This is a genomic window from Pseudomonas sp. S2_C11, assembly GCF_054668395.1.
Genome location: NZ_CP162765.1, coordinates 4,612,840 through 4,632,087 on the forward strand (window position 1 = coordinate 4,612,840; position 19,248 = coordinate 4,632,087).

The window sequence follows — 19,248 nt, forward strand, 5'->3', positions numbered from 1 at the left end:
TCGGTCATTCAGCGCTTCATCCCGGAGGCTCGGTGCCCTCTTCCAGTTCCAGCATCAGCCCGCTCAGACGCTTGACCTTGCGCAGCACCGCCTCTTCAAACACGCCGGCACGCGGCTCGATCAAGGTGAACCAGTGCCGGGCGCGAGTGATTCCGGTGTAGATCAGTTCTTTGGTCAGCACGGGGTTCAACGCATCCGGCAGGATCAGCGCCGTGTGGGCGAACTCCGAACCCTGGGACTTGTGCACCGTCATGGCGTACACGGTTTCGACATCATTGAGTCGACTCGGCAACACGAAGCGCACGCCGCCCTGACCATCGTTACGCGGGAAGGCCACGCGCAGAACCGTCTTGCCGATTTCTGCACCTTCACGCTCGGGCAGTTTCAGGGCGATGCCGATGTCGCCGTTCATCAGGCCCAGACCATAGTCGTTGCGTGTCATCAGCACCGGCCGACCTTCATACCACTGCTGATCGCTCTCGATCAGACGCGCCTTGAGCAATGCAGCGGTAATGCGCTGGTTCAGACCTTCAACGCCCCACGGCCCTTTGCGCACCGCGCACAGCAACTGGAACGTGTCGAACGCCTGCAAGACTTCGCGCGCCCAATCGATCCAGTCCGCATGCTCAAGTGGCCGCGTTGACGGTGGACGCTGATCGCGCAATACGCTCAGGTAATGGCGGTAACCTTGCGGGCCGTTGCCGTGACCTTCGAGCAACAGGCGTTCGAGCTTCTGATCATGTTCGCCTTTGAGCGGTAACGAATACACGTCGTCGTAGCTGCCGGCCGCGAGCAACTGTCGCGCCTCGTCGGCCAATTGCTGATTGACCCGGCGCGCGAGCTGACCGATGCCACTGCCCTCGCCGAAACGGCGCGAGTGACGCAGCATCACGACTTGCTGCGCCAGCGGGTGGGTGCCGTCGCGGTCTTCATGCAAACCGCTGCCCTGCAACGACTCGCCACTGACTGACTCCAGCCATTGCCGCGTCTGCGGGCTGTACCAACCGCCCTCGGCGTCACGGCACAGATCGCCCAGCACCGCACCGGCCTCGACCGAGGCCAGTTGATCCTTGTCGCCCAGCAGCACCAGCCGAGCATGGGCCGGCATGGCGTCGAGCAAGTTGGCCATCATTTCCAGGTCGATCATCGAAGCTTCGTCGACCACCAGCACATCCAGCGGCAGGCGGTTGCCGGCATGGTGACGGAAGTGGCGAGTGCCCGGTCGACTGCCGAGCAGACGGTGCACGGTGGTCACGTCGCTGGGGATCGCCGCGCGCACCGCTTCGGCGACTTGCAGTGATTGCACTTGCTGACTGATCGACTCGGTCAAACGCGCAGCGGCCTTGCCGGTCGGTGCCGCCAGACGAATGCGCAGCGGATGGCCAGCCTCGACGGCTGGTGCCTGCAGCAACGCGAGCAAGCGCACCACGGTAGTGGTTTTCCCCGTGCCCGGGCCGCCAGTGATGATGCTGAAGGCGCTGCGCGTAGCGAGAGCACAGGCGAGTTTTTGCCAATCGATGACAGCTGCGGATTCCGCGCCGCCGAACAATTCGTTCAGACGCTGCGGCAGATCATCCGGCGTCGGCTCCTGTTGCATCAAGCGTTGGCGCAACGCTGCATCGATGCGGCGTTCGTAGGTCCAGTAGCGGCGCAGGTACAGGCGTTTCGAGGACAGCACCAATGGACGTGTCTGCGCTGTTTCACTCGGGTCAGCAGCCAGGGCCACCAATGGACTGCTTGCCAGCACTTTGCACCAATGGGCTCCATCGAGCGTTTCGAGCAGTTGCGAGGGCAGCAGCAACACACCGCCCTGCACGTCGCCTTCGGGCGGCAATGACAGTGCAAAATCCGGCGCCTTGAGGGTTTCAAACAGGTCCAGACACACATGACCATGGCCGAGCTGGTGACTGGTCAACGCCGCTGCCAGCAACACCAACGGGTCGGTCTCGGGCCCGAGTTCATGCAGGAAAGCGACAAAGGCGCGGTCCAGCGCGCGCAGCCAGCCGCGCTCGACCCAACGGCTCAGCAACAACAGCAAATCATCGGCGCGGGTCAGCGGCGAGAGTTTCGACAGGCTGTCCGCTTCCAGCGGCGTCGGCAACAGATCGGCGAATGTGCGGCTCATAGCAGGACTCCCTGTTCCCAGGCGGGTTCGGACTTGGGTTCGGGTTTGCCCTGGAACATCCGGTCGAGGCGTTCGATCAATTCCCGTGGCGGACGCACGAAGTACACGCCGCGACTCTCCGCACGCGTACCGCGTAGAAACAGATACAGCGCCCCGCCGACATGGCGGTCGTAATCGTAATCCGCCAGCCGCGCTTTCAACTGGCGATGCAGTGCCAACAGATAAAGTACGTATTGCAGGTCGTAACGGTTGTCGAGGATCGACTGCTCCATGGCCTGCACGGTGTAGGCCTGATCATCCACGCCGAGCCAGTTGGATTTGTAATCGGCGACGTAATAACGGCCTGCGTGCTCGAAGGTCAGGTCGATAAAGCCCTTGAACATGCCGTTGAGTTGCACCGGTTCTGCCGCAACACGAGCGACGCCATTGTGGGTGTGCTGGCGCACCTGTTCGTCGAGCTTGAGCACGTCGACTTTGTGGCTGGCGAACCAGAACTCCATCTCGACGCGGTATTGCTTCAACTGCTCAAGAACCACCGGCGGTTGCCCGCCAGCGATCGGCAACGGCGACTTGAGCAAGTGTTGCAGCCAGTCAGTCAGCGTGGTAATCCAGCCTTGCCAGCCGCGCAAGTTGCAGCGCCGGGCAATCGCATCTTCCAGCGCTTCGCGGGTAACCCCAAAACCTTCAGCGCCCGCCCATTCGAGCAAGCCATGCAAAAACGTGCCGGGATTCGGTCCGCGAGGAAAACGGTGGATATCGGCGCCACCGCTGATGATTTCGCGGGGTGCGTCGGGGTCGAGGCGCTCGTCGTCGAAGAGCTTTTGCGCCTGCGGACTGTCCGGTGCTTCATCGCTGCCGATGCTCATTATGTCGCTGATGCGCAGGGCGCTGTACGACGCGATCCACCAGTTTTCACTGGCTTTGCGCTTGGGCCGTAGCGTCGCTCGCAGCACCGCTTCATTGCGCGGCGGCTGGTAATGCTCATCAGTGGGCTGAGGCATTTCGCCGATGCCAATCGCCGCGCAGTCTTGCTGCAGATCGCGCAGCCAGCGATTCAATTCGCTGGACTCGCCCAAAGCGGCACCGCCACCGAGTAAGTAACCCAACGCCGACAGATGCAACACCGAGCTGTTGTTATTGCCGCGCTTGAGATCGGTGACGCCCAGCCAGCAGGCATGCTGCGCGCGCGTTAATGCGACATACAGAAGACGCAGATCTTCGGCCAGACGCTCATCGTCAGCCAGAGCGATCAACTCGGGAGTCGGCTTGAGGCTGATCTGCGCCTTGCCCGCAGCGTCGTGGTAATGCAGCGGCAAGCGGCTGCCATCCACCGGTTTCGCCGAGCAAATGAATGGCAGGAATACCAGCGGATATTCCAGGCCCTTGGATTTGTGGATGGTCACCACCTTGACCAGTTGCTCGTCGCTTTCCAGACGCAGAATCTGCTCTTCACCGGCCTGACCGGACAGTGCCAGCAGCTCGGCCAGATGGCGGATCAATGCTTGCTCGCCGTCCAGTTCAGCGGCGGCTTGCTGCATCAGTTCCGAGAGGTGCAAGAGGTTGGTCAGTACGCGCTCACCGTCGCTGCGCTGCATCAGGGTTTGCGGCAGGTGGAAGTCGTGAAGCAGGCGCCGCAACATCGGCAGCACACCCTGCTTGCGCCAGAGCTCTCGATAGCTGCGGAACTGCATGACCCGGGCTTCCCAGACCATTTCATCCTGGTTCAGGCGCTCCAGCTCGATCAGCGGCAGGTTCAGGGTGGTGCAGGCCAGCGCAGCCTTGAGCGAGCGCTCGACATCGGGTTCGGCGCAAGCCTTTAGCCACGCCAGCAGGTCGTGCGCCTCTTGCGCTGCGAACACCGAATCCTTGTCCGAGAGATAAACACTGCGCACCCCTCTGGCGGCGAGTTCAGCGCGTACGGCCTGGGCTTCTTTACCGTCGCGGACGAGGATTGCAATATCCGAAGGACGCAAACCTCTGAAGTCATCCCCCTGAACAAAACCAGCGCTACCGTTTTGCCCGCCATTGAGCAGTGCGGTGATTTGACTGGCGCAGGCGGCGGCCATTTGCTGGCGATAAACCGAGCCGGACAGCGGCTGATCGCTAGGCAGTAGCCAGACATTGAGTGCCGCGACGTCTTGCCCGGCAATCCGCAGCGTTTCCTTGCGTCCCTGAGACTCGACCGGGAGGAACGGTACCGGGTTTTCGCCATTTCTTTCGCGAAACAAAAACGCGCCGCGTCCCTGCTCTCGGGACTCGGCGCGTTCGAACACGTGATTGACCGCTGTCACCATGCCGTGGCTGGAGCGGAAGTTGGTGCCTAGTGTATGCAAACGGCCGGTAGTGGCCTGACGTGCGCGCAGATAGGTGTAGATGTCGGCACCACGAAAGGCATAGATCGCCTGCTTCGGGTCGCCGATCAGGAACAGGCCGGTGTCAGGGTGATTGTCTTCAATGCGGTAAATGCTCTCGAAGATGCGGTACTGAACCGGGTCGGTGTCCTGGAATTCGTCGATCAGCGCGACCGGGAACTGCTCGCGGATCAGCGTTGCCAGACGCTCGCCGCCCTCCGATTGCAGCGCGGCATCCAGACGCAGCAACATGTCGTCGAACCCCATTTCCGCGCGGCGACGCTTCTCTTCTTCAAAACGCGCGCCGACCCACTTGGCAGCGTGTTGCAGAACAGCAGCATCGGGCGTCGGCAAGGCATCCAGGCTCGACTTGAGTCCGGACATGGCGTCCAGCCCCGGATGACTGGGAGCCTGGCCTTTCCAGGCCTCGGCCATGCCATCGGGTGTCAATCGGGTGAAGCCGGTGCCTATGTCCAGTTGCTCAAGCGACTCGTCTTCGGCCCAGGTCTTGAGTTTCTCGAACCAGGGCTCGAAATAACGCGCCTGCATTTTGCGGCCATCGACGGTTTTGCTGGCGACGCCTTCATGGCAGAGAGCAAGCAGCTCGTCTGCCCAGTCACGCCAAGGCATTTTCAGTTCGACCAACGCCGCTCGCCGCTCCAGCAAACATTCGGCGATCAGCTCCGCAGGCACCTTGCCTTCATCGGTGTCACGCTCGCTGGCGAACAAGCCGCGTACCCGAGGCAACAACGCGGCAGGGCCACCCCAATTGCTGCGCACCCAGTTCAGCGCATCGCCCTGCATCGGGTAGCAGAACAGTCGCCAGTAATCGCGCAACACTTCGCCAAGCAGATCACTGTGATCGGTTTCCAGGGATTGCGTGAAGAGGCTGCCGCTGTCGAACGCATGCTCGCGCAGCATGCGCTGACACCAGCTGTGAATGGTCGAGACGGCGGCTTCGTCCATCCACTGCGCGGCGATATCGAGGCGGTTGGCACAGCCTGGCCATTGTTGCGGATCGAACTGATCGCGCAGCTCGGCAATCAGTCCGTCCGGGGCAACAATTTCGTCGCGGAAGAACCGCGCGGCCTCAGCCAAGCGTGTCCGAATCCGTTCACGCAGCTCTTTGGTGGCAGCGTCGGTAAACGTCACTACGAGGATCTGCGGCGGCAGCAGTTCGCGTGCGAAACCGCTTGTCTCCCCGCCATGACCGAGAATCAGCCGCAGATAAAGTGCCGAGATCGTAAAGGTTTTGCCGGTGCCGGCGCTTGCCTCGATCAACTGACTGCCGCGCAACGGGAAGGCCAGAGCCAACGGTGTTTTCGTACTCATGCGCGCGCACCTTCGCTGGACAAGGAACGCCACGGCGCTTCGAATAATGGGCGGTACAACGCGTCGCACCAGCCGGTGAAGGTTTCGTCTGCCAACAATGCATCGAAGTCGGGATATTGCCGGAGCAGTGCCGGGCTTTCACGCCGCTCGCCGTTGCTGGTCTGGCCGTCACCGTCATAGGCTTTTCGCGCAGCTGCTTCGGCTTTGACCGGGTCAGTTTGAGACAACCAGGCGAACGCGGTTTTTATCGCAATCGGCAAGGGTTGGCGCATGCCTGATTGCCACGCAAGAAGCAGGTCACCGAGCAAACGCAACGCTCGGTCTCGCTCCATTGGCTCCAGCAACAACGTGTCGTCACCGGCGACCAATGCCGTGGTCAGCGCATGCTCGCTGGCGCAGGCGACCAGATGGGTAACCCACGGTTTGGTCAGCCGATGCCACTTGCGAGTTTTGATTGAGCCGATGCTGTTGGGAATGGTCGTGACCGACAGCAGACCGCCATCGGCGCGTTGATGCAGGTTTGCGAGCCAGCCCTCCAGCCGCGAACCCTGCAGGTCGAGACTGACCGGGATCGCACTGGTCAACGGCGTCGGCCATAACGTCAGCAACTGTTGATAACGCTGCAGAAGATCCGGTAGCGGTTCGATCAACTCTCGCTGCAGACACTCGCCAAAACCCGCCATCGGCAACAAACCACTGTTTTGCAGGCGCAGCGCCCGGGCGTGCAGTGCCTGATCGACATCGTCCGGCTGACTGAGTGCGGCTTCCAGCAAACTGTCGCTCAGCGTGTAGCGCTGTAGCGCGTCCAGCACGAAAGGTTCTTCATCGGCCAACGGCGCTTGCGCAGCCTCGAAATAGACCTTGAGACGTTGTGTGAAAAAATGCCGAACCGGATTACGCAGAAAGTCCTGCAGCAATGCCAGCGTCAACGGTTCATCTTGAACATATGGCGCGAGTAACGGTGCTTCGCTTTGCTGCGCTTTCTCTTGATGTAACACCTGCCACTCGCTGGCGTAGCTGAACATTTGCTCGCCTTCGTGGAAATAGCGGGCACTGAAAGGTTGCAAGGGGTGTTCTTCGGTCAGCGCGTCCAACAGATCCTGGATTGGGTCGATTGAACGCCAGCCGCTGGCGAGGTGATCGCGCAACTGGCCGATGAGCACCGAGGCGGGTCGTTCGCTGTTGTCGCGAATGCTGCGACCGACCCAACTGATATAGAGCTGAGTGCGTGCGGATAACAGCGCTTCGAGTAACAGGTAACGGTCGTCTTCACGTCGTGAGCGGTCGCCTGGGCGGTAATCACTGCCCATCAGATCGAAGTCCAGCGGCGGCTGCGCGCGCGGATAATCGCCGTCGTTCATGCCCAGCAGACAAACCAGTTTGAAAGGAATGGCACGCATCGGCATCAAGGTGCAGAAATTCACCGCACCGGCGAGGAATCGTTGCGACAATCGGCCCTGATCGAGCCCGGCGAGCCAGGCTTCGCGCACAACAGTCAGCGGCAATTCGTCAGTCAGGCCGACCGCCTCGCAGGTTTCCAGCCAGGTCTCGCGAAGCTCTTCGAGCTGGGTCAGCAGGTAGTCGTCGTGCTCGTTGCTCGCCTGAAAGAACACCTGCATCAGCGCCTGCAAGCGCAGCCCCCACTCTTTCGGTTGAGCCGGTTGAGTGAGTTGCTGATGAGCGATTTCCAAGGCATCCAGCAGCGCAACCAATGGCCCGATCAGGGCAGCATCAAGTCCACCAATTTCGTCGTAAGGCTCGATACCTGCACATGCATCGGCACTGCCGACGGCGTAGCCCAGCAGCATTCGGCGTAGACCGAAATGCCAGCTGTTCTGCTCCAGTTCCTCAGGCAATCCGAGACCGGCCCGTTGTTCGGCACTCATGCCCCAACGCACGCCGGCGCCCTCGATCCAGCGGTGCAGAGTTGGCAGGTCACGTTCCTCTACGCCAAAGCGAGTACGCAGAGCTGGAACATCGAGCAGGTCGAGGATCTCGCTGACCGGGAAACGGCTGTCCGGCAGCTTGAGCAGGTGCTCGACGGCGATCAGTAATGGATCACGTCCTCGCTGGCCCTGGTCCGCCAAAGTGAACGGAATGAAGCGCGGGTCAAATCGATCGAGCTGACCGAAAACCGCGCGGATATGCGGGGCATAGCTGTCGATATCCGGGACCATCACGATCACGTCCCGTGGGCGTAGAGCCGGGTCGGCGCTGAAACGCGCCAGGAGTTGATCGTGCAGGATTTCGACTTCACGCTGGGCACTGTGGGCGATGTGGAAACGTATTGAATGGTCTTGGGTTGCATCAACCGCAGGCCAGAGTTCGCGTGTCTCGTTGAGGGGACGTAACTCCAGAATGTCATCCTGAAGCTGGTTAAGCATGTTGTGCGGCTGGGCTTCGCTGAACAGGTCGATGCGGCCGTCACGAAAGGCTGCGCGGTAGCTGTTGGGATCGTCGTAGCTGTCGAGCAGGTTGATATAGTCGCGACCTTGTTTGCCCCAAGCGGCCAGCAAAGGATGTGCATGCTGATGCAGGGTCTCGGCATCAAGGACCACTGGCATCCCGCTTTTGCGTTGTTGCCGCTTGTATTGATGTCGCAGCAGGTCCTTGTCGGCGACGATATCGGCCCAGTGATGGCGACAGGGGTTGTGTACGCAAAGCAGAACCTGACTGAAGCGCGCCAGACCGGCGAGCGCTTCAAGAACTTGTGCGGGCAATGAAGAAATGCCAAAGACGATCACGCGCGGCGGCAGCGCAGCCGGGGCCTTGTCGAGTATGTTGATGCGCTCCATGAAACGTTGATGCACGCCGGCACGACTCTGCGCCATGCCTTGTTCGCCGACGTCATCCAGCAGCGCTCGCCACAACTCTGCCTGCCAGCAACTGGTCGCTGGCAGAGGCTTGATTTCACCTCGCACATTGCGCAGTTGATGACGCCCCTCAGCCCAATCTTCCAGCCAGTCAGCCCGGTAGACCTGATATTGGTCGAACAGATCGGCTAGACGCTCTGACAACTGATAGCGCTTGCGCAGATCGCTGTCGTGAGTGAGGAAGCGTTGCAGCGGCTCGAAATGGGGGCGATCGATTACCTGTGGCAAGAGGCGCATCAGACGCCAGGTCAGCGGAGCTTTATCGAGCAGGGATTTCGCCGGAATTTCTTCTCGTCCCAATACCATGCGATACAGCTGCCACATGAAACTGCCGGGTAGTTGAACGTCAATCGCCGCAGCGATCCCGCAACCGCCAAGGTCATCGTCTTCAGGATCTTCGGCCAATGCGAGTTTGAGCCATTGGGCGATGCCGTTGCTTTGCACCAAAGCGATTTCGTTTTCCAAGGGTGCCAGTGGGTAGCGCCGCATGATGCTGACCACAAGACTGCGCAGCTCATCGAGACTGTTGCTCTGAACCACCATGAATGCAGCGTTGAGGGACTGGGCGTCCGACATATGGATTCCTTGGAAAATCGCTAAAGCCGAGGCAGAACCTTAGCATTGTCGGCCGGCTGTGACAGCCGGACGAGGTCTGCGAAGCCTGTAAGAACTTTCTCGCAGGCAAAACAAAACCCCAACTGCTTTCGCAATTGGGGTTTCGGAATTTAATCTTGACGATGACCTACTCTCACATGGGGAAACCCCACACTACCATCGGCGATGCATCGTTTCACTGCTGAGTTCGGGATGGGATCAGGTGGTTCCAACGCTCTATGGTCGTCAAGAAATTCGGGTACTGACTCGGGACCGGATGGCCTCGCTTCAGCAAATTGGGTATGTGACAGCTAGGTGTTTGTGAACTTCGAACTTTCGGTTCGTTTCGTCTTCACACACCGCAATCTGGTGCCTTTTCAGGTCAGCAAATTGCTTGGGTGTTATATGGTCAAGCCTCACGGGCAATTAGTATTGGTTAGCTCAACGCCTCACAGCGCTTACACACCCAACCTATCAACGTCGTAGTCTTCGACGGCCCTTCAGGGAACTCAAGGTTCCAGTGAGATCTCATCTTGAGGCAAGTTTCCCGCTTAGATGCTTTCAGCGGTTATCTTTCCCGAACATAGCTACCCGGCAATGCCACTGGCGTGACAACCGGAACACCAGAGGTTCGTCCACTCCGGTCCTCTCGTACTAGGAGCAGCCCCTCTCAAATCTCAAACGTCCACGGCAGATAGGGACCGAACTGTCTCACGACGTTCTAAACCCAGCTCGCGTACCACTTTAAATGGCGAACAGCCATACCCTTGGGACCGGCTTCAGCCCCAGGATGTGATGAGCCGACATCGAGGTGCCAAACACCGCCGTCGATATGAACTCTTGGGCGGTATCAGCCTGTTATCCCCGGAGTACCTTTTATCCGTTGAGCGATGGCCCTTCCATACAGAACCACCGGATCACTAAGACCTACTTTCGTACCTGCTCGACGTGTCTGTCTCGCAGTCAAGCGCGCTTTTGCCTTTATACTCTACGACCGATTTCCGACCGGTCTGAGCGCACCTTCGTACTCCTCCGTTACTCTTTAGGAGGAGACCGCCCCAGTCAAACTACCCACCATACACTGTCCTCGATCCGGATAACGGACCTGAGTTAGAACCTCAAAGTTGCCAGGGTGGTATTTCAAGGATGGCTCCACGCGAACTGGCGTCCACGCTTCAAAGCCTCCCACCTATCCTACACAAGCAAATTCAAAGTCCAGTGCAAAGCTATAGTAAAGGTTCACGGGGTCTTTCCGTCTAGCCGCGGATACACTGCATCTTCACAGCGATTTCAATTTCACTGAGTCTCGGGTGGAGACAGCGCCGCCATCGTTACGCCATTCGTGCAGGTCGGAACTTACCCGACAAGGAATTTCGCTACCTTAGGACCGTTATAGTTACGGCCGCCGTTTACCGGGGCTTCGATCAAGAGCTTCGCGTTAGCTAACCCCATCAATTAACCTTCCGGCACCGGGCAGGCGTCACACCCTATACGTCCACTTTCGTGTTTGCAGAGTGCTGTGTTTTTAATAAACAGTCGCAGCGGCCTGGTATCTTCGACCGGCATGAGCTTACGGAGCAAGTCCTTCACCCTCACCGGCGCACCTTCTCCCGAAGTTACGGTGCCATTTTGCCTAGTTCCTTCACCCGAGTTCTCTCAAGCGCCTTGGTATTCTCTACCCAACCACCTGTGTCGGTTTGGGGTACGGTTCCTGGTTACCTGAAGCTTAGAAGCTTTTCTTGGAAGCATGGCATCAACCACTTCGTCACCCAAAGGGTAACTCGTCATCAGCTCTCGGCCTTAAGATCCCGGATTTACCTAAGATCTCAGCCTACCACCTTAAACTTGGACAACCAACGCCAAGCTGGCCTAGCCTTCTCCGTCCCTCCATCGCAATAACCAGAAGTACAGGAATATTAACCTGTTTTCCATCGACTACGCTTTTCAGCCTCGCCTTAGGGACCGACTAACCCTGCGTCGATTAACGTTGCGCAGGAAACCTTGGTCTTTCGGCGTGGGTGTTTTTCACACCCATTGTCGTTACTCATGTCAGCATTCGCACTTCTGATACCTCCAGCAAGCTTCTCAACTCACCTTCACAGGCTTACAGAACGCTCCTCTACCGCATCACCCGAAGGTGATACCCGTAGCTTCGGTGTATGGTTTGAGCCCCGTTACATCTTCCGCGCAGGCCGACTCGACTAGTGAGCTATTACGCTTTCTTTAAAGGGTGGCTGCTTCTAAGCCAACCTCCTAGCTGTCTAAGCCTTCCCACATCGTTTCCCACTTAACCATAACTTTGGGACCTTAGCTGACGGTCTGGGTTGTTTCCCTTTTCACGACGGACGTTAGCACCCGCCGTGTGTCTCCCATGCTCGGCACTTGTAGGTATTCGGAGTTTGCATCGGTTTGGTAAGTCGGGATGACCCCCTAGCCGAAACAGTGCTCTACCCCCTACAGTGATACATGAGGCGCTACCTAAATAGCTTTCGAGGAGAACCAGCTATCTCCGAGCTTGATTAGCCTTTCACTCCGATCCACAGGTCATCCGCTAACTTTTCAACGGTAGTCGGTTCGGTCCTCCAGTCAGTGTTACCTAACCTTCAACCTGCCCATGGATAGATCGCCCGGTTTCGGGTCTATTCCCAGCGACTAGACGCCCTATTAAGACTCGCTTTCGCTACGCCTCCCCTATTCGGTTAAGCTCGCCACTGAAAATAAGTCGCTGACCCATTATACAAAAGGTACGCAGTCACAGAACAAAGTCTGCTCCCACTGCTTGTACGCATACGGTTTCAGGATCTATTTCACTCCCCTCTCCGGGGTTCTTTTCGCCTTTCCCTCACGGTACTAGTTCACTATCGGTCAGTCAGTAGTATTTAGCCTTGGAGGATGGTCCCCCCATATTCAGACAAAGTTTCTCGTGCTCCGTCCTACTCGATTTCATGACTAAGAGATTTTCGCGTACAGGGCTATCACCCACTATGGCCGCACTTTCCAGAGCGTTCCGCTAATCTCAAAGCCACTTAAGGGCTAGTCCCCGTTCGCTCGCCACTACTAAGGGAATCTCGGTTGATTTCTTTTCCTCAGGGTACTTAGATGTTTCAGTTCCCCTGGTTCGCCTCTTGCACCTATGTATTCAGTACAAGATAACCATCTTATGATGGCTGGGTTCCCCCATTCAGACATCTCCGGATCAAAGTCTGTTTGCCGACTCCCCGAAGCTTTTCGCAGGCTACCACGTCTTTCATCGCCTCTGACTGCCAAGGCATCCACCGTATGCGCTTCTTCACTTGACCATATAACCCCAAGCAATCTGGTTATACTGTGAAGACGACATTCGCCGAAAATTCGAATTTCTCAACTAAGAGAACTCACAAATTTTACCTTAGCCTGATCCGTTACCAGTGAAAGTAACGTTCAGTCTATCTTTCTATCACATACCCAAATTTTTAAAGAACGATCTAATCAAAAGACTAGAAATCAATATTCAGCTCGAATATTCATTTCTAAACTCTCAAACTTCGAAGCAGTTTATGGTGGAGCCAAGCGGGATCGAACCGCTGACCTCCTGCGTGCAAGGCAGGCGCTCTCCCAGCTGAGCTATGGCCCCATAACAAAATTGGTGGGTCTGGGCAGATTCGAACTGCCGACCTCACCCTTATCAGGGGTGCGCTCTAACCAACTGAGCTACAGACCCAATTTCGAGCTTGTAACTGTTAGCTCAGAGCTATCAGCTTGGAGCTTAAAGCTGCTTCTATCGTCTTCTTCAATGAATCAAGCAATTCGTGTGGGAGCTCATGCAGCAGCTGATGTCGTCGATTAAGGAGGTGATCCAGCCGCAGGTTCCCCTACGGCTACCTTGTTACGACTTCACCCCAGTCATGAATCACACCGTGGTAACCGTCCCCCCGAAGGTTAGACTAGCTACTTCTGGTGCAACCCACTCCCATGGTGTGACGGGCGGTGTGTACAAGGCCCGGGAACGTATTCACCGCGACATTCTGATTCGCGATTACTAGCGATTCCGACTTCACGCAGTCGAGTTGCAGACTGCGATCCGGACTACGATCGGTTTTATGGGATTAGCTCCACCTCGCGGCTTGGCAACCCTTTGTACCGACCATTGTAGCACGTGTGTAGCCCAGGCCGTAAGGGCCATGATGACTTGACGTCATCCCCACCTTCCTCCGGTTTGTCACCGGCAGTCTCCTTAGAGTGCCCACCATTACGTGCTGGTAACTAAGGACAAGGGTTGCGCTCGTTACGGGACTTAACCCAACATCTCACGACACGAGCTGACGACAGCCATGCAGCACCTGTCTCAATGTTCCCGAAGGCACCAATCCATCTCTGGAAAGTTCATTGGATGTCAAGGCCTGGTAAGGTTCTTCGCGTTGCTTCGAATTAAACCACATGCTCCACCGCTTGTGCGGGCCCCCGTCAATTCATTTGAGTTTTAACCTTGCGGCCGTACTCCCCAGGCGGTCAACTTAATGCGTTAGCTGCGCCACTAAGAGCTCAAGGCTCCCAACGGCTAGTTGACATCGTTTACGGCGTGGACTACCAGGGTATCTAATCCTGTTTGCTCCCCACGCTTTCGCACCTCAGTGTCAGTATCAGTCCAGGTGGTCGCCTTCGCCACTGGTGTTCCTTCCTATATCTACGCATTTCACCGCTACACAGGAAATTCCACCACCCTCTACCATACTCTAGCTTGCCAGTTTTGGATGCAGTTCCCAGGTTGAGCCCGGGGATTTCACATCCAACTTAACAAACCACCTACGCGCGCTTTACGCCCAGTAATTCCGATTAACGCTTGCACCCTCTGTATTACCGCGGCTGCTGGCACAGAGTTAGCCGGTGCTTATTCTGTCGGTAACGTCAAAATTGCAGAGTATTAATCTACAACCCTTCCTCCCAACTTAAAGTGCTTTACAATCCGAAGACCTTCTTCACACACGCGGCATGGCTGGATCAGGCTTTCGCCCATTGTCCAATATTCCCCACTGCTGCCTCCCGTAGGAGTCTGGACCGTGTCTCAGTTCCAGTGTGACTGATCATCCTCTCAGACCAGTTACGGATCGTCGCCTTGGTGAGCCATTACCTCACCAACTAGCTAATCCGACCTAGGCTCATCTGATAGCGCAAGGCCCGAAGGTCCCCTGCTTTCTCCCGTAGGACGTATGCGGTATTAGCGTTCCTTTCGAAACGTTGTCCCCCACTACCAGGCAGATTCCTAGGCATTACTCACCCGTCCGCCGCTGAATCCAGGAGCAAGCTCCTCTCATCCGCTCGACTTGCATGTGTTAGGCCTGCCGCCAGCGTTCAATCTGAGCCATGATCAAACTCTTCAGTTCAAACATCTTTGGGTTTTTAAGAAACCCTAAACTTGGCTCAGCAATCGTTGGTTACATCTTTGATTTCTCGCGGAGTAACTTGTGATGCTGATAATCTTGTTGACTACCAGTCTGACTGCACAAGCACCCACACGAATTGCTTGATTCAGTTGTTAAAGAGCGGTTGGTTAAGATCTTTCGTCTCAACCGAGGCGCGCATTCTACAGCAGCCTCATTTGCTGTCAAGTGATTATTTTCAGAAGTTTTCGAAGAATTCTTCAACAACTTCAACCACTTGCGCTTCCGATCTCTCGTTAGCGGGAGGCGAATTCTACAGCGTTAATCGCTGCTGTCAACACCTCTTTTTCTCCGCTTTCGACCGAGAAAATCGAACCGTTAAAAGAGCTACACATTACTGCTCTTTCAACTCCTTCCAGGCTTCGATGACCTGAAGCAAGCCGCTGTCGAAAACCGCGCAACTCTTTGAATCTCAAGGAGTTTTCCGTTTCGACTGCGCCGGAAGTGGGGCGAATTATAGACCTCTGGAATCTGCCGTCAACACCTATTTTCATATTTCTGTCATATCGGTCAAAAAGCCCCGAAAACGCGAAGGCCGACCTGAAAGGTCGGCCTTCTGCACATCCAGCTACTTATAAGCTAGGAAATGCGAACTGCGAAGCTTCATGGCTTGCACGCTGCGGCCAGCGCTGGGTGATCGCCTTGCGACGAGTGTAGAAGCGCACGCCATCCGGACCATACGCATGCAGGTCGCCAAACAGCGAACGCTTCCAGCCGCCGAAACTGTGATAAGCCACCGGCACCGGCAACGGCACGTTGACGCCGACCATGCCGACTTCGATCTCGTCGCAGAACAGCCGCGCCGCTTCGCCGTCACGGGTGAAGATGCAGGTGCCATTGCCGTATTCGTGATCATTGATCAGTTGCATCGCCTCTTCCAGGCTGTTCACCCGCACCACGCACAGCACCGGCCCGAAGATCTCTTCTTTATAGATGCGCATCTCAGGGGTGACGTTGTCGAACAGGCAGCCACCGAGGAAGAAGCCGTCTTCATGACCGGCGACGCTCAGACCGCGACCATCGACCACCAGGGTCGCGCCCGCCGCCACACCGTCATCCACATAACCGCTGACCTTGTCACGCGCCTGACCGGTAACCAACGGCCCCATGTCCAGACCGCACGAGGTGCCCGCGCCGATTTTCAGCGCTTTGATCTGTGGAACCAGTTTCGCCACCAGCGCGTCCGCGACCTGATCGCCAACACACACGGCCACCGAGATGGCCATGCAGCGTTCGCCGCAGGAACCGTAAGCCGCGCCCATCAGTGCACTTACCGCATTGTCCAGATCGGCATCCGGCATCAGTACCGCGTGGTTCTTCGCGCCGCCCAGTGCCTGTACGCGTTTGCCGCGCTTGGTGCCTTCGGCGTAGATGTACTCGGCAATCGGTGTCGAACCGACGAAACTCAGCGCTTTGACTTCCGGCGCTTCGATCAACGCGTCCACCGCTGTCTTGTCACCATGGACCACACTCATAACGCCTTTCGGCAACCCTGCTTCCAGAAGCAACTGAGCGATCAGCAGCGTCGAGCTTGGATCGCGCTCGGATGGCTTGAGGATGAAGCAGTTGCCGCAGACGATCGCCAGCGGATACATCCACAGCGGCACCATGGCCGGGAAGTTGAACGGGGTGATACCGGCAACGATGCCCAAAGGCTGAAAGTCCGACCAGGCGTCGATGTTCGGGCCGACGTTGCGGCTGTACTCGCCCTTGAGGATTTCCGGGGCGGCGCAGGCGAACTCGACGTTCTCGATACCGCGCTTCAATTCACCGGCGGCATCTTCCAGGGTCTTGCCGTGCTCTTCGCTGATCAGTTGCGAGATGCGCGCTTCGTTCTGCTCCAGCAGTTGCTTGAAACGGAACATCACCTGGGCGCGTTTGGCTGGTGGCGTGTTGCGCCAAGCCGGGAACGCAGCCTTGGCGGCATCGATGGCTTTCTGAATGGTAGCCTGGCTGGCCAATGGCAGTTTATGGATCGCCTGGCCGGTAGACGGGTTGAACACATCTACCGCGCGACCGGTTTCGGTTACCAGTTCGCCATTGATCAAATGCGGGATAACGCTCATCGAACACTCCTGAATTCTGGTCCGCAGGCGCCGTGAGAGGCGCCCGCACTTTTGTACATATATAGAGGGAAAAATCAGTCGAGCTTGTTCAGCACTTCGCCGACCGCGTCGAACAGACGATCAAGGTCTTGCGGCTTGCTGTTGAAGGTTGGGCCGAACTGCAGGGTGTCGCCGCCGAAGCGTACGTAGAACCCGGCTTTCCACAAGGCCATGCCCGCTTCGAAAGGACGCACGATCGCGTCGCCGTCACGCCCGGCAATCTGGATCGCGCCAGCCAGGCCGTAGTTGCGGATGTCGATGACGTTCTTCGAGCCCTTCAGACCATGCAGCGCGTTTTCGAAATGCGGCGCGACTTCGGCGACGCTCTGCACCAGGTTTTCCTTTTGCAGCAGGTCGAGTGCTGCAAGGCCGGCGGCACAGGCCACCGGGTGTGCCGAATAGGTGTAGCCGTGAGGGAATTCCACGGCGTATTCCGGCGTCGGCTGGTTCATGAAGGTCTGGTAGATCTCGGAGCTTGCAATCACCGCGCCCATTGGAATCGCGCCGTTGGTGACTTGCTTGGCGATGCACATCAGGTCCGGGGTCACGCCGAAGCTCTCGGCGCCGAACATCGAACCGGTGCGGCCGAAACCGGTGATCACTTCATCGAACACCAGCAGGATGTTGTGCTGATCGCAGATTTCGCGCAAACGCTTGAGGTAACCCTGTGGCGGAACCAGTACCCCGGCGGACCCGGCCATCGGTTCAACGAACACCGCAGCGATATTGGAAGCGTCGTGCAGTTCGATCAACTTGAGCAGTTCATCGGCCAAAGCGATACCGCCCTGCTCCGGCATGCCACGGGAAAACGCATTGCTCGCCAGCAGCGTGTGCGGCAGGTGATCGACATCCATCATCGCCTGACCAAACAGTTTGCGGTTGCCGTTGACGCCGCCGAGGCTGGTGCCGGCGATGTTCACACCGTGGTAGCCACGGGCGCGGCCGATCATTTTGGTCTTGGTCGCCTGACCTTTCAGACGCCAGTAGGCACGGACCATTTTCACCGCAGTATCGGCGCACTCGGAACCGGAGTCGGTGAAGAACACGTGGTTCAGATTGCCCGGGGTCAGTTCGGTGATTTTCTCTGCCAACTGGAACGACAACGGATGGCCGTACTGGAAACCCGGCGAGTAATCGAGAGTGCCCAGCTGTTTCGAAACGGCTTCCTGAATTTCCTTGCGGGTGTGCCCGGCGCCGCAGGTCCACAGACCGGACAGCGAGTCGTAGATCTTGCGGCCCTTGTCATCGAACAGCCAGCTGCCTTCAGCGCCGACGATCAGCCGCGGGTCGCGCTGAAAGTTGCGGTTGGCGGTGTACGGCATCCAGTGCGCGTCCAGCTTCAGTTGGCTGGCCAGTGGCGACGGCGCGTTTTCAGGCATGTTCATCGGGCAAAACCTCGCAGGGCATAAGCGTCAGGGAGATGGAAAGCGTTGTTGCAGCTAAATTGCCACGGCGATAAAGTCGGTGAAATCCAACTCTTCTAACCTTCAGTTAGATCATCGCTAAACAAAGAGAACAAAAAATGAGCAGCCGCCGCGCCGATCCACTGGCTCAGGTCAGTGACTTTGATATCCGTCTGCTGCGGATTTTTCGCAGTGTCGTGGAGTGTGGCGGCTTCTCCGCAGCGGAAACCGTGCTCGGCATCGGGCGCTCGGCGATTAGCCAGCAGATGAGCGATCTGGAGCAGCGCCTCGGCTTGCGCTTGTGTCAGCGTGGCCGGGCCGGATTTTCCCTGACCGAGGAAGGTCGTGAGGTGTATCAGTCGGCACTACAGCTGTTAAGTGCACTGGAGAGTTTTCGCACTGAGGTCAACGGTCTGCACCAACATCTGCGCGGCGAGCTGATCATCGGCCTGACCGATAACCTCGTCACCCTGCCGCACATGCGCATCACCCACGCCCTCGCGCAATTGAAGGAACGCGGGCCGGATGTGCAGATTCAGATCCGCATGATTGCGCCGAATGAAGTCGAGCAAGGCGTGCTCGACGGGCGTCTGCATGTCGGCGTGGTGCCGCAGGCCAGCGCATTGTCAGGGCTGGAATATCAGCCGTTGTACAGCGAGCGTTCGCTGCTGTATTGCGCGGTGGGTCATCCGCTGTTTTATGTCGACGACAAGCAACTCGATGATCAACGCCTCGACAGTCAGGACGCGATTGCGCCGACCTTTCGTTTGCCGGCGGAGATTCAGGCGCATTATCAAGCGCTCAACTGCACCGCCAGTGCCTCTGACCGTGAGGGCATGGCATTTCTGATTCTGACCGGGCGCTACATCGGTTATCTGCCGGATCACTACGCCAGCCTTTGGGTGCAGCAGGGGCGTTTGCGTGCGCTCAAGGCCGGCACGCGTTTTTACGATTTGAGTCTGGCATCGGTCACGCGCAAGGGGCGGCGCCCTCATTTGGTGCTGGAAAGTTTCCTCGAGAGTCTGGCCGCGACGCGATAGATAAGCGC

The 19,248-nt window shown here is 57.6% G+C and carries 6 protein-coding genes, 2 tRNA genes and 3 rRNA genes; 1 reads left to right on the forward strand and 10 read right to left on the reverse strand.

Translation table 11 applies throughout. The features are described from left to right. Positions 1-16: 16 nt before the first annotated feature. From recD to aptA, 10 genes are all read right to left on the reverse strand, one after another. A complete protein-coding gene (gene recD / locus AB4N48_RS20915) occupies positions 17-2,125 on the reverse strand; it encodes an exodeoxyribonuclease V subunit alpha (protein ID WP_460094246.1) in 2,109 nt (702 codons plus the stop codon). Further along, a complete protein-coding gene (recB, locus tag AB4N48_RS20920; protein ID WP_460094248.1) occupies positions 2,122-5,808 on the reverse strand; it encodes an exodeoxyribonuclease V subunit beta in 3,687 nt (1,228 codons plus the stop codon). Before recB ends, recD begins: the two co-directional genes overlap by 4 nt. Beyond that, positions 5,805-9,257, reverse strand: coding sequence for an exodeoxyribonuclease V subunit gamma (recC, locus tag AB4N48_RS20925; protein WP_460094250.1), 3,453 nt, complete (start codon positions 9,255-9,257; stop codon positions 5,805-5,807). The genes recB and recC overlap by 4 nt, the downstream gene beginning before the upstream one ends. A 153-nt stretch (positions 9,258-9,410) precedes the next feature. After that, a 5S ribosomal RNA gene (gene rrf, locus AB4N48_RS20930) occupies positions 9,411-9,526 on the reverse strand. Between the two features lie 154 nt (positions 9,527-9,680). Then, positions 9,681-12,574 (reverse strand): 23S ribosomal RNA (locus AB4N48_RS20935). A 238-nt stretch (positions 12,575-12,812) separates the two neighbouring features. Further along, positions 12,813-12,888: transfer RNA gene (locus tag AB4N48_RS20940), tRNA-Ala, on the reverse strand. 10 nt (positions 12,889-12,898) lie between these two features. Beyond that, positions 12,899-12,975 (reverse strand) — tRNA-Ile (locus AB4N48_RS20945). 123 nt (positions 12,976-13,098) lie between these two features. Beyond that, positions 13,099-14,635 (reverse strand): 16S ribosomal RNA (locus AB4N48_RS20950). The 16S, 23S and 5S rRNA genes sit together here with 2 tRNA genes alongside, the layout of an rRNA operon. 629 nt (positions 14,636-15,264) lie before the next feature. Further along, entirely contained in the window at positions 15,265-16,758 is a 1,494-nt protein-coding gene (locus tag AB4N48_RS20955) for a CoA-acylating methylmalonate-semialdehyde dehydrogenase (RefSeq protein WP_071174323.1), read from the reverse strand. A 74-nt stretch (positions 16,759-16,832) separates the two neighbouring features. Then, the gene (gene aptA / locus AB4N48_RS20960; protein ID WP_064362892.1) at positions 16,833-18,182 is read right to left on the reverse strand and encodes an omega-aminotransferase AptA; all 1,350 of its coding nucleotides are present in this window, start codon (positions 18,180-18,182) and stop codon (positions 16,833-16,835) included. Between the two features lie 137 nt (positions 18,183-18,319). Between aptA and AB4N48_RS20965 the strand changes: the two genes are divergently transcribed. Beyond that, complete coding sequence (locus AB4N48_RS20965; RefSeq protein WP_056787796.1) at positions 18,320-19,240, forward strand: LysR family transcriptional regulator; 921 nt, start codon at positions 18,320-18,322, stop codon at positions 19,238-19,240. Positions 19,241-19,248 lie beyond the last annotated feature (8 nt).

Bases quoted from the DNA above. Each gene is read 5' to 3' on its own strand.
- recB (WP_460094248.1), bottom strand. From the start codon at position 5,808: ATGAGTACGAAAACACCGTTGGCTCTGGCCTTCCCGTTGCGCGGCAGT.
- recD (WP_460094246.1), bottom strand. From the start codon at position 2,125: ATGAGCCGCACATTCGCCGATCTGTTGCCGACGCCGCTGGAAGCGGAC.
- aptA (WP_064362892.1), bottom strand. From the start codon at position 18,182: ATGAACATGCCTGAAAACGCGCCGTCGCCACTGGCCAGCCAACTGAAG.
- AB4N48_RS20965 (WP_056787796.1), top strand. From the start codon at position 18,320: ATGAGCAGCCGCCGCGCCGATCCACTGGCTCAGGTCAGTGACTTTGAT.
- AB4N48_RS20955 (WP_071174323.1), bottom strand. From the start codon at position 16,758: ATGAGCGTTATCCCGCATTTGATCAATGGCGAACTGGTAACCGAAACC.
- recC (WP_460094250.1), bottom strand. From the start codon at position 9,257: ATGTCGGACGCCCAGTCCCTCAACGCTGCATTCATGGTGGTTCAGAGC.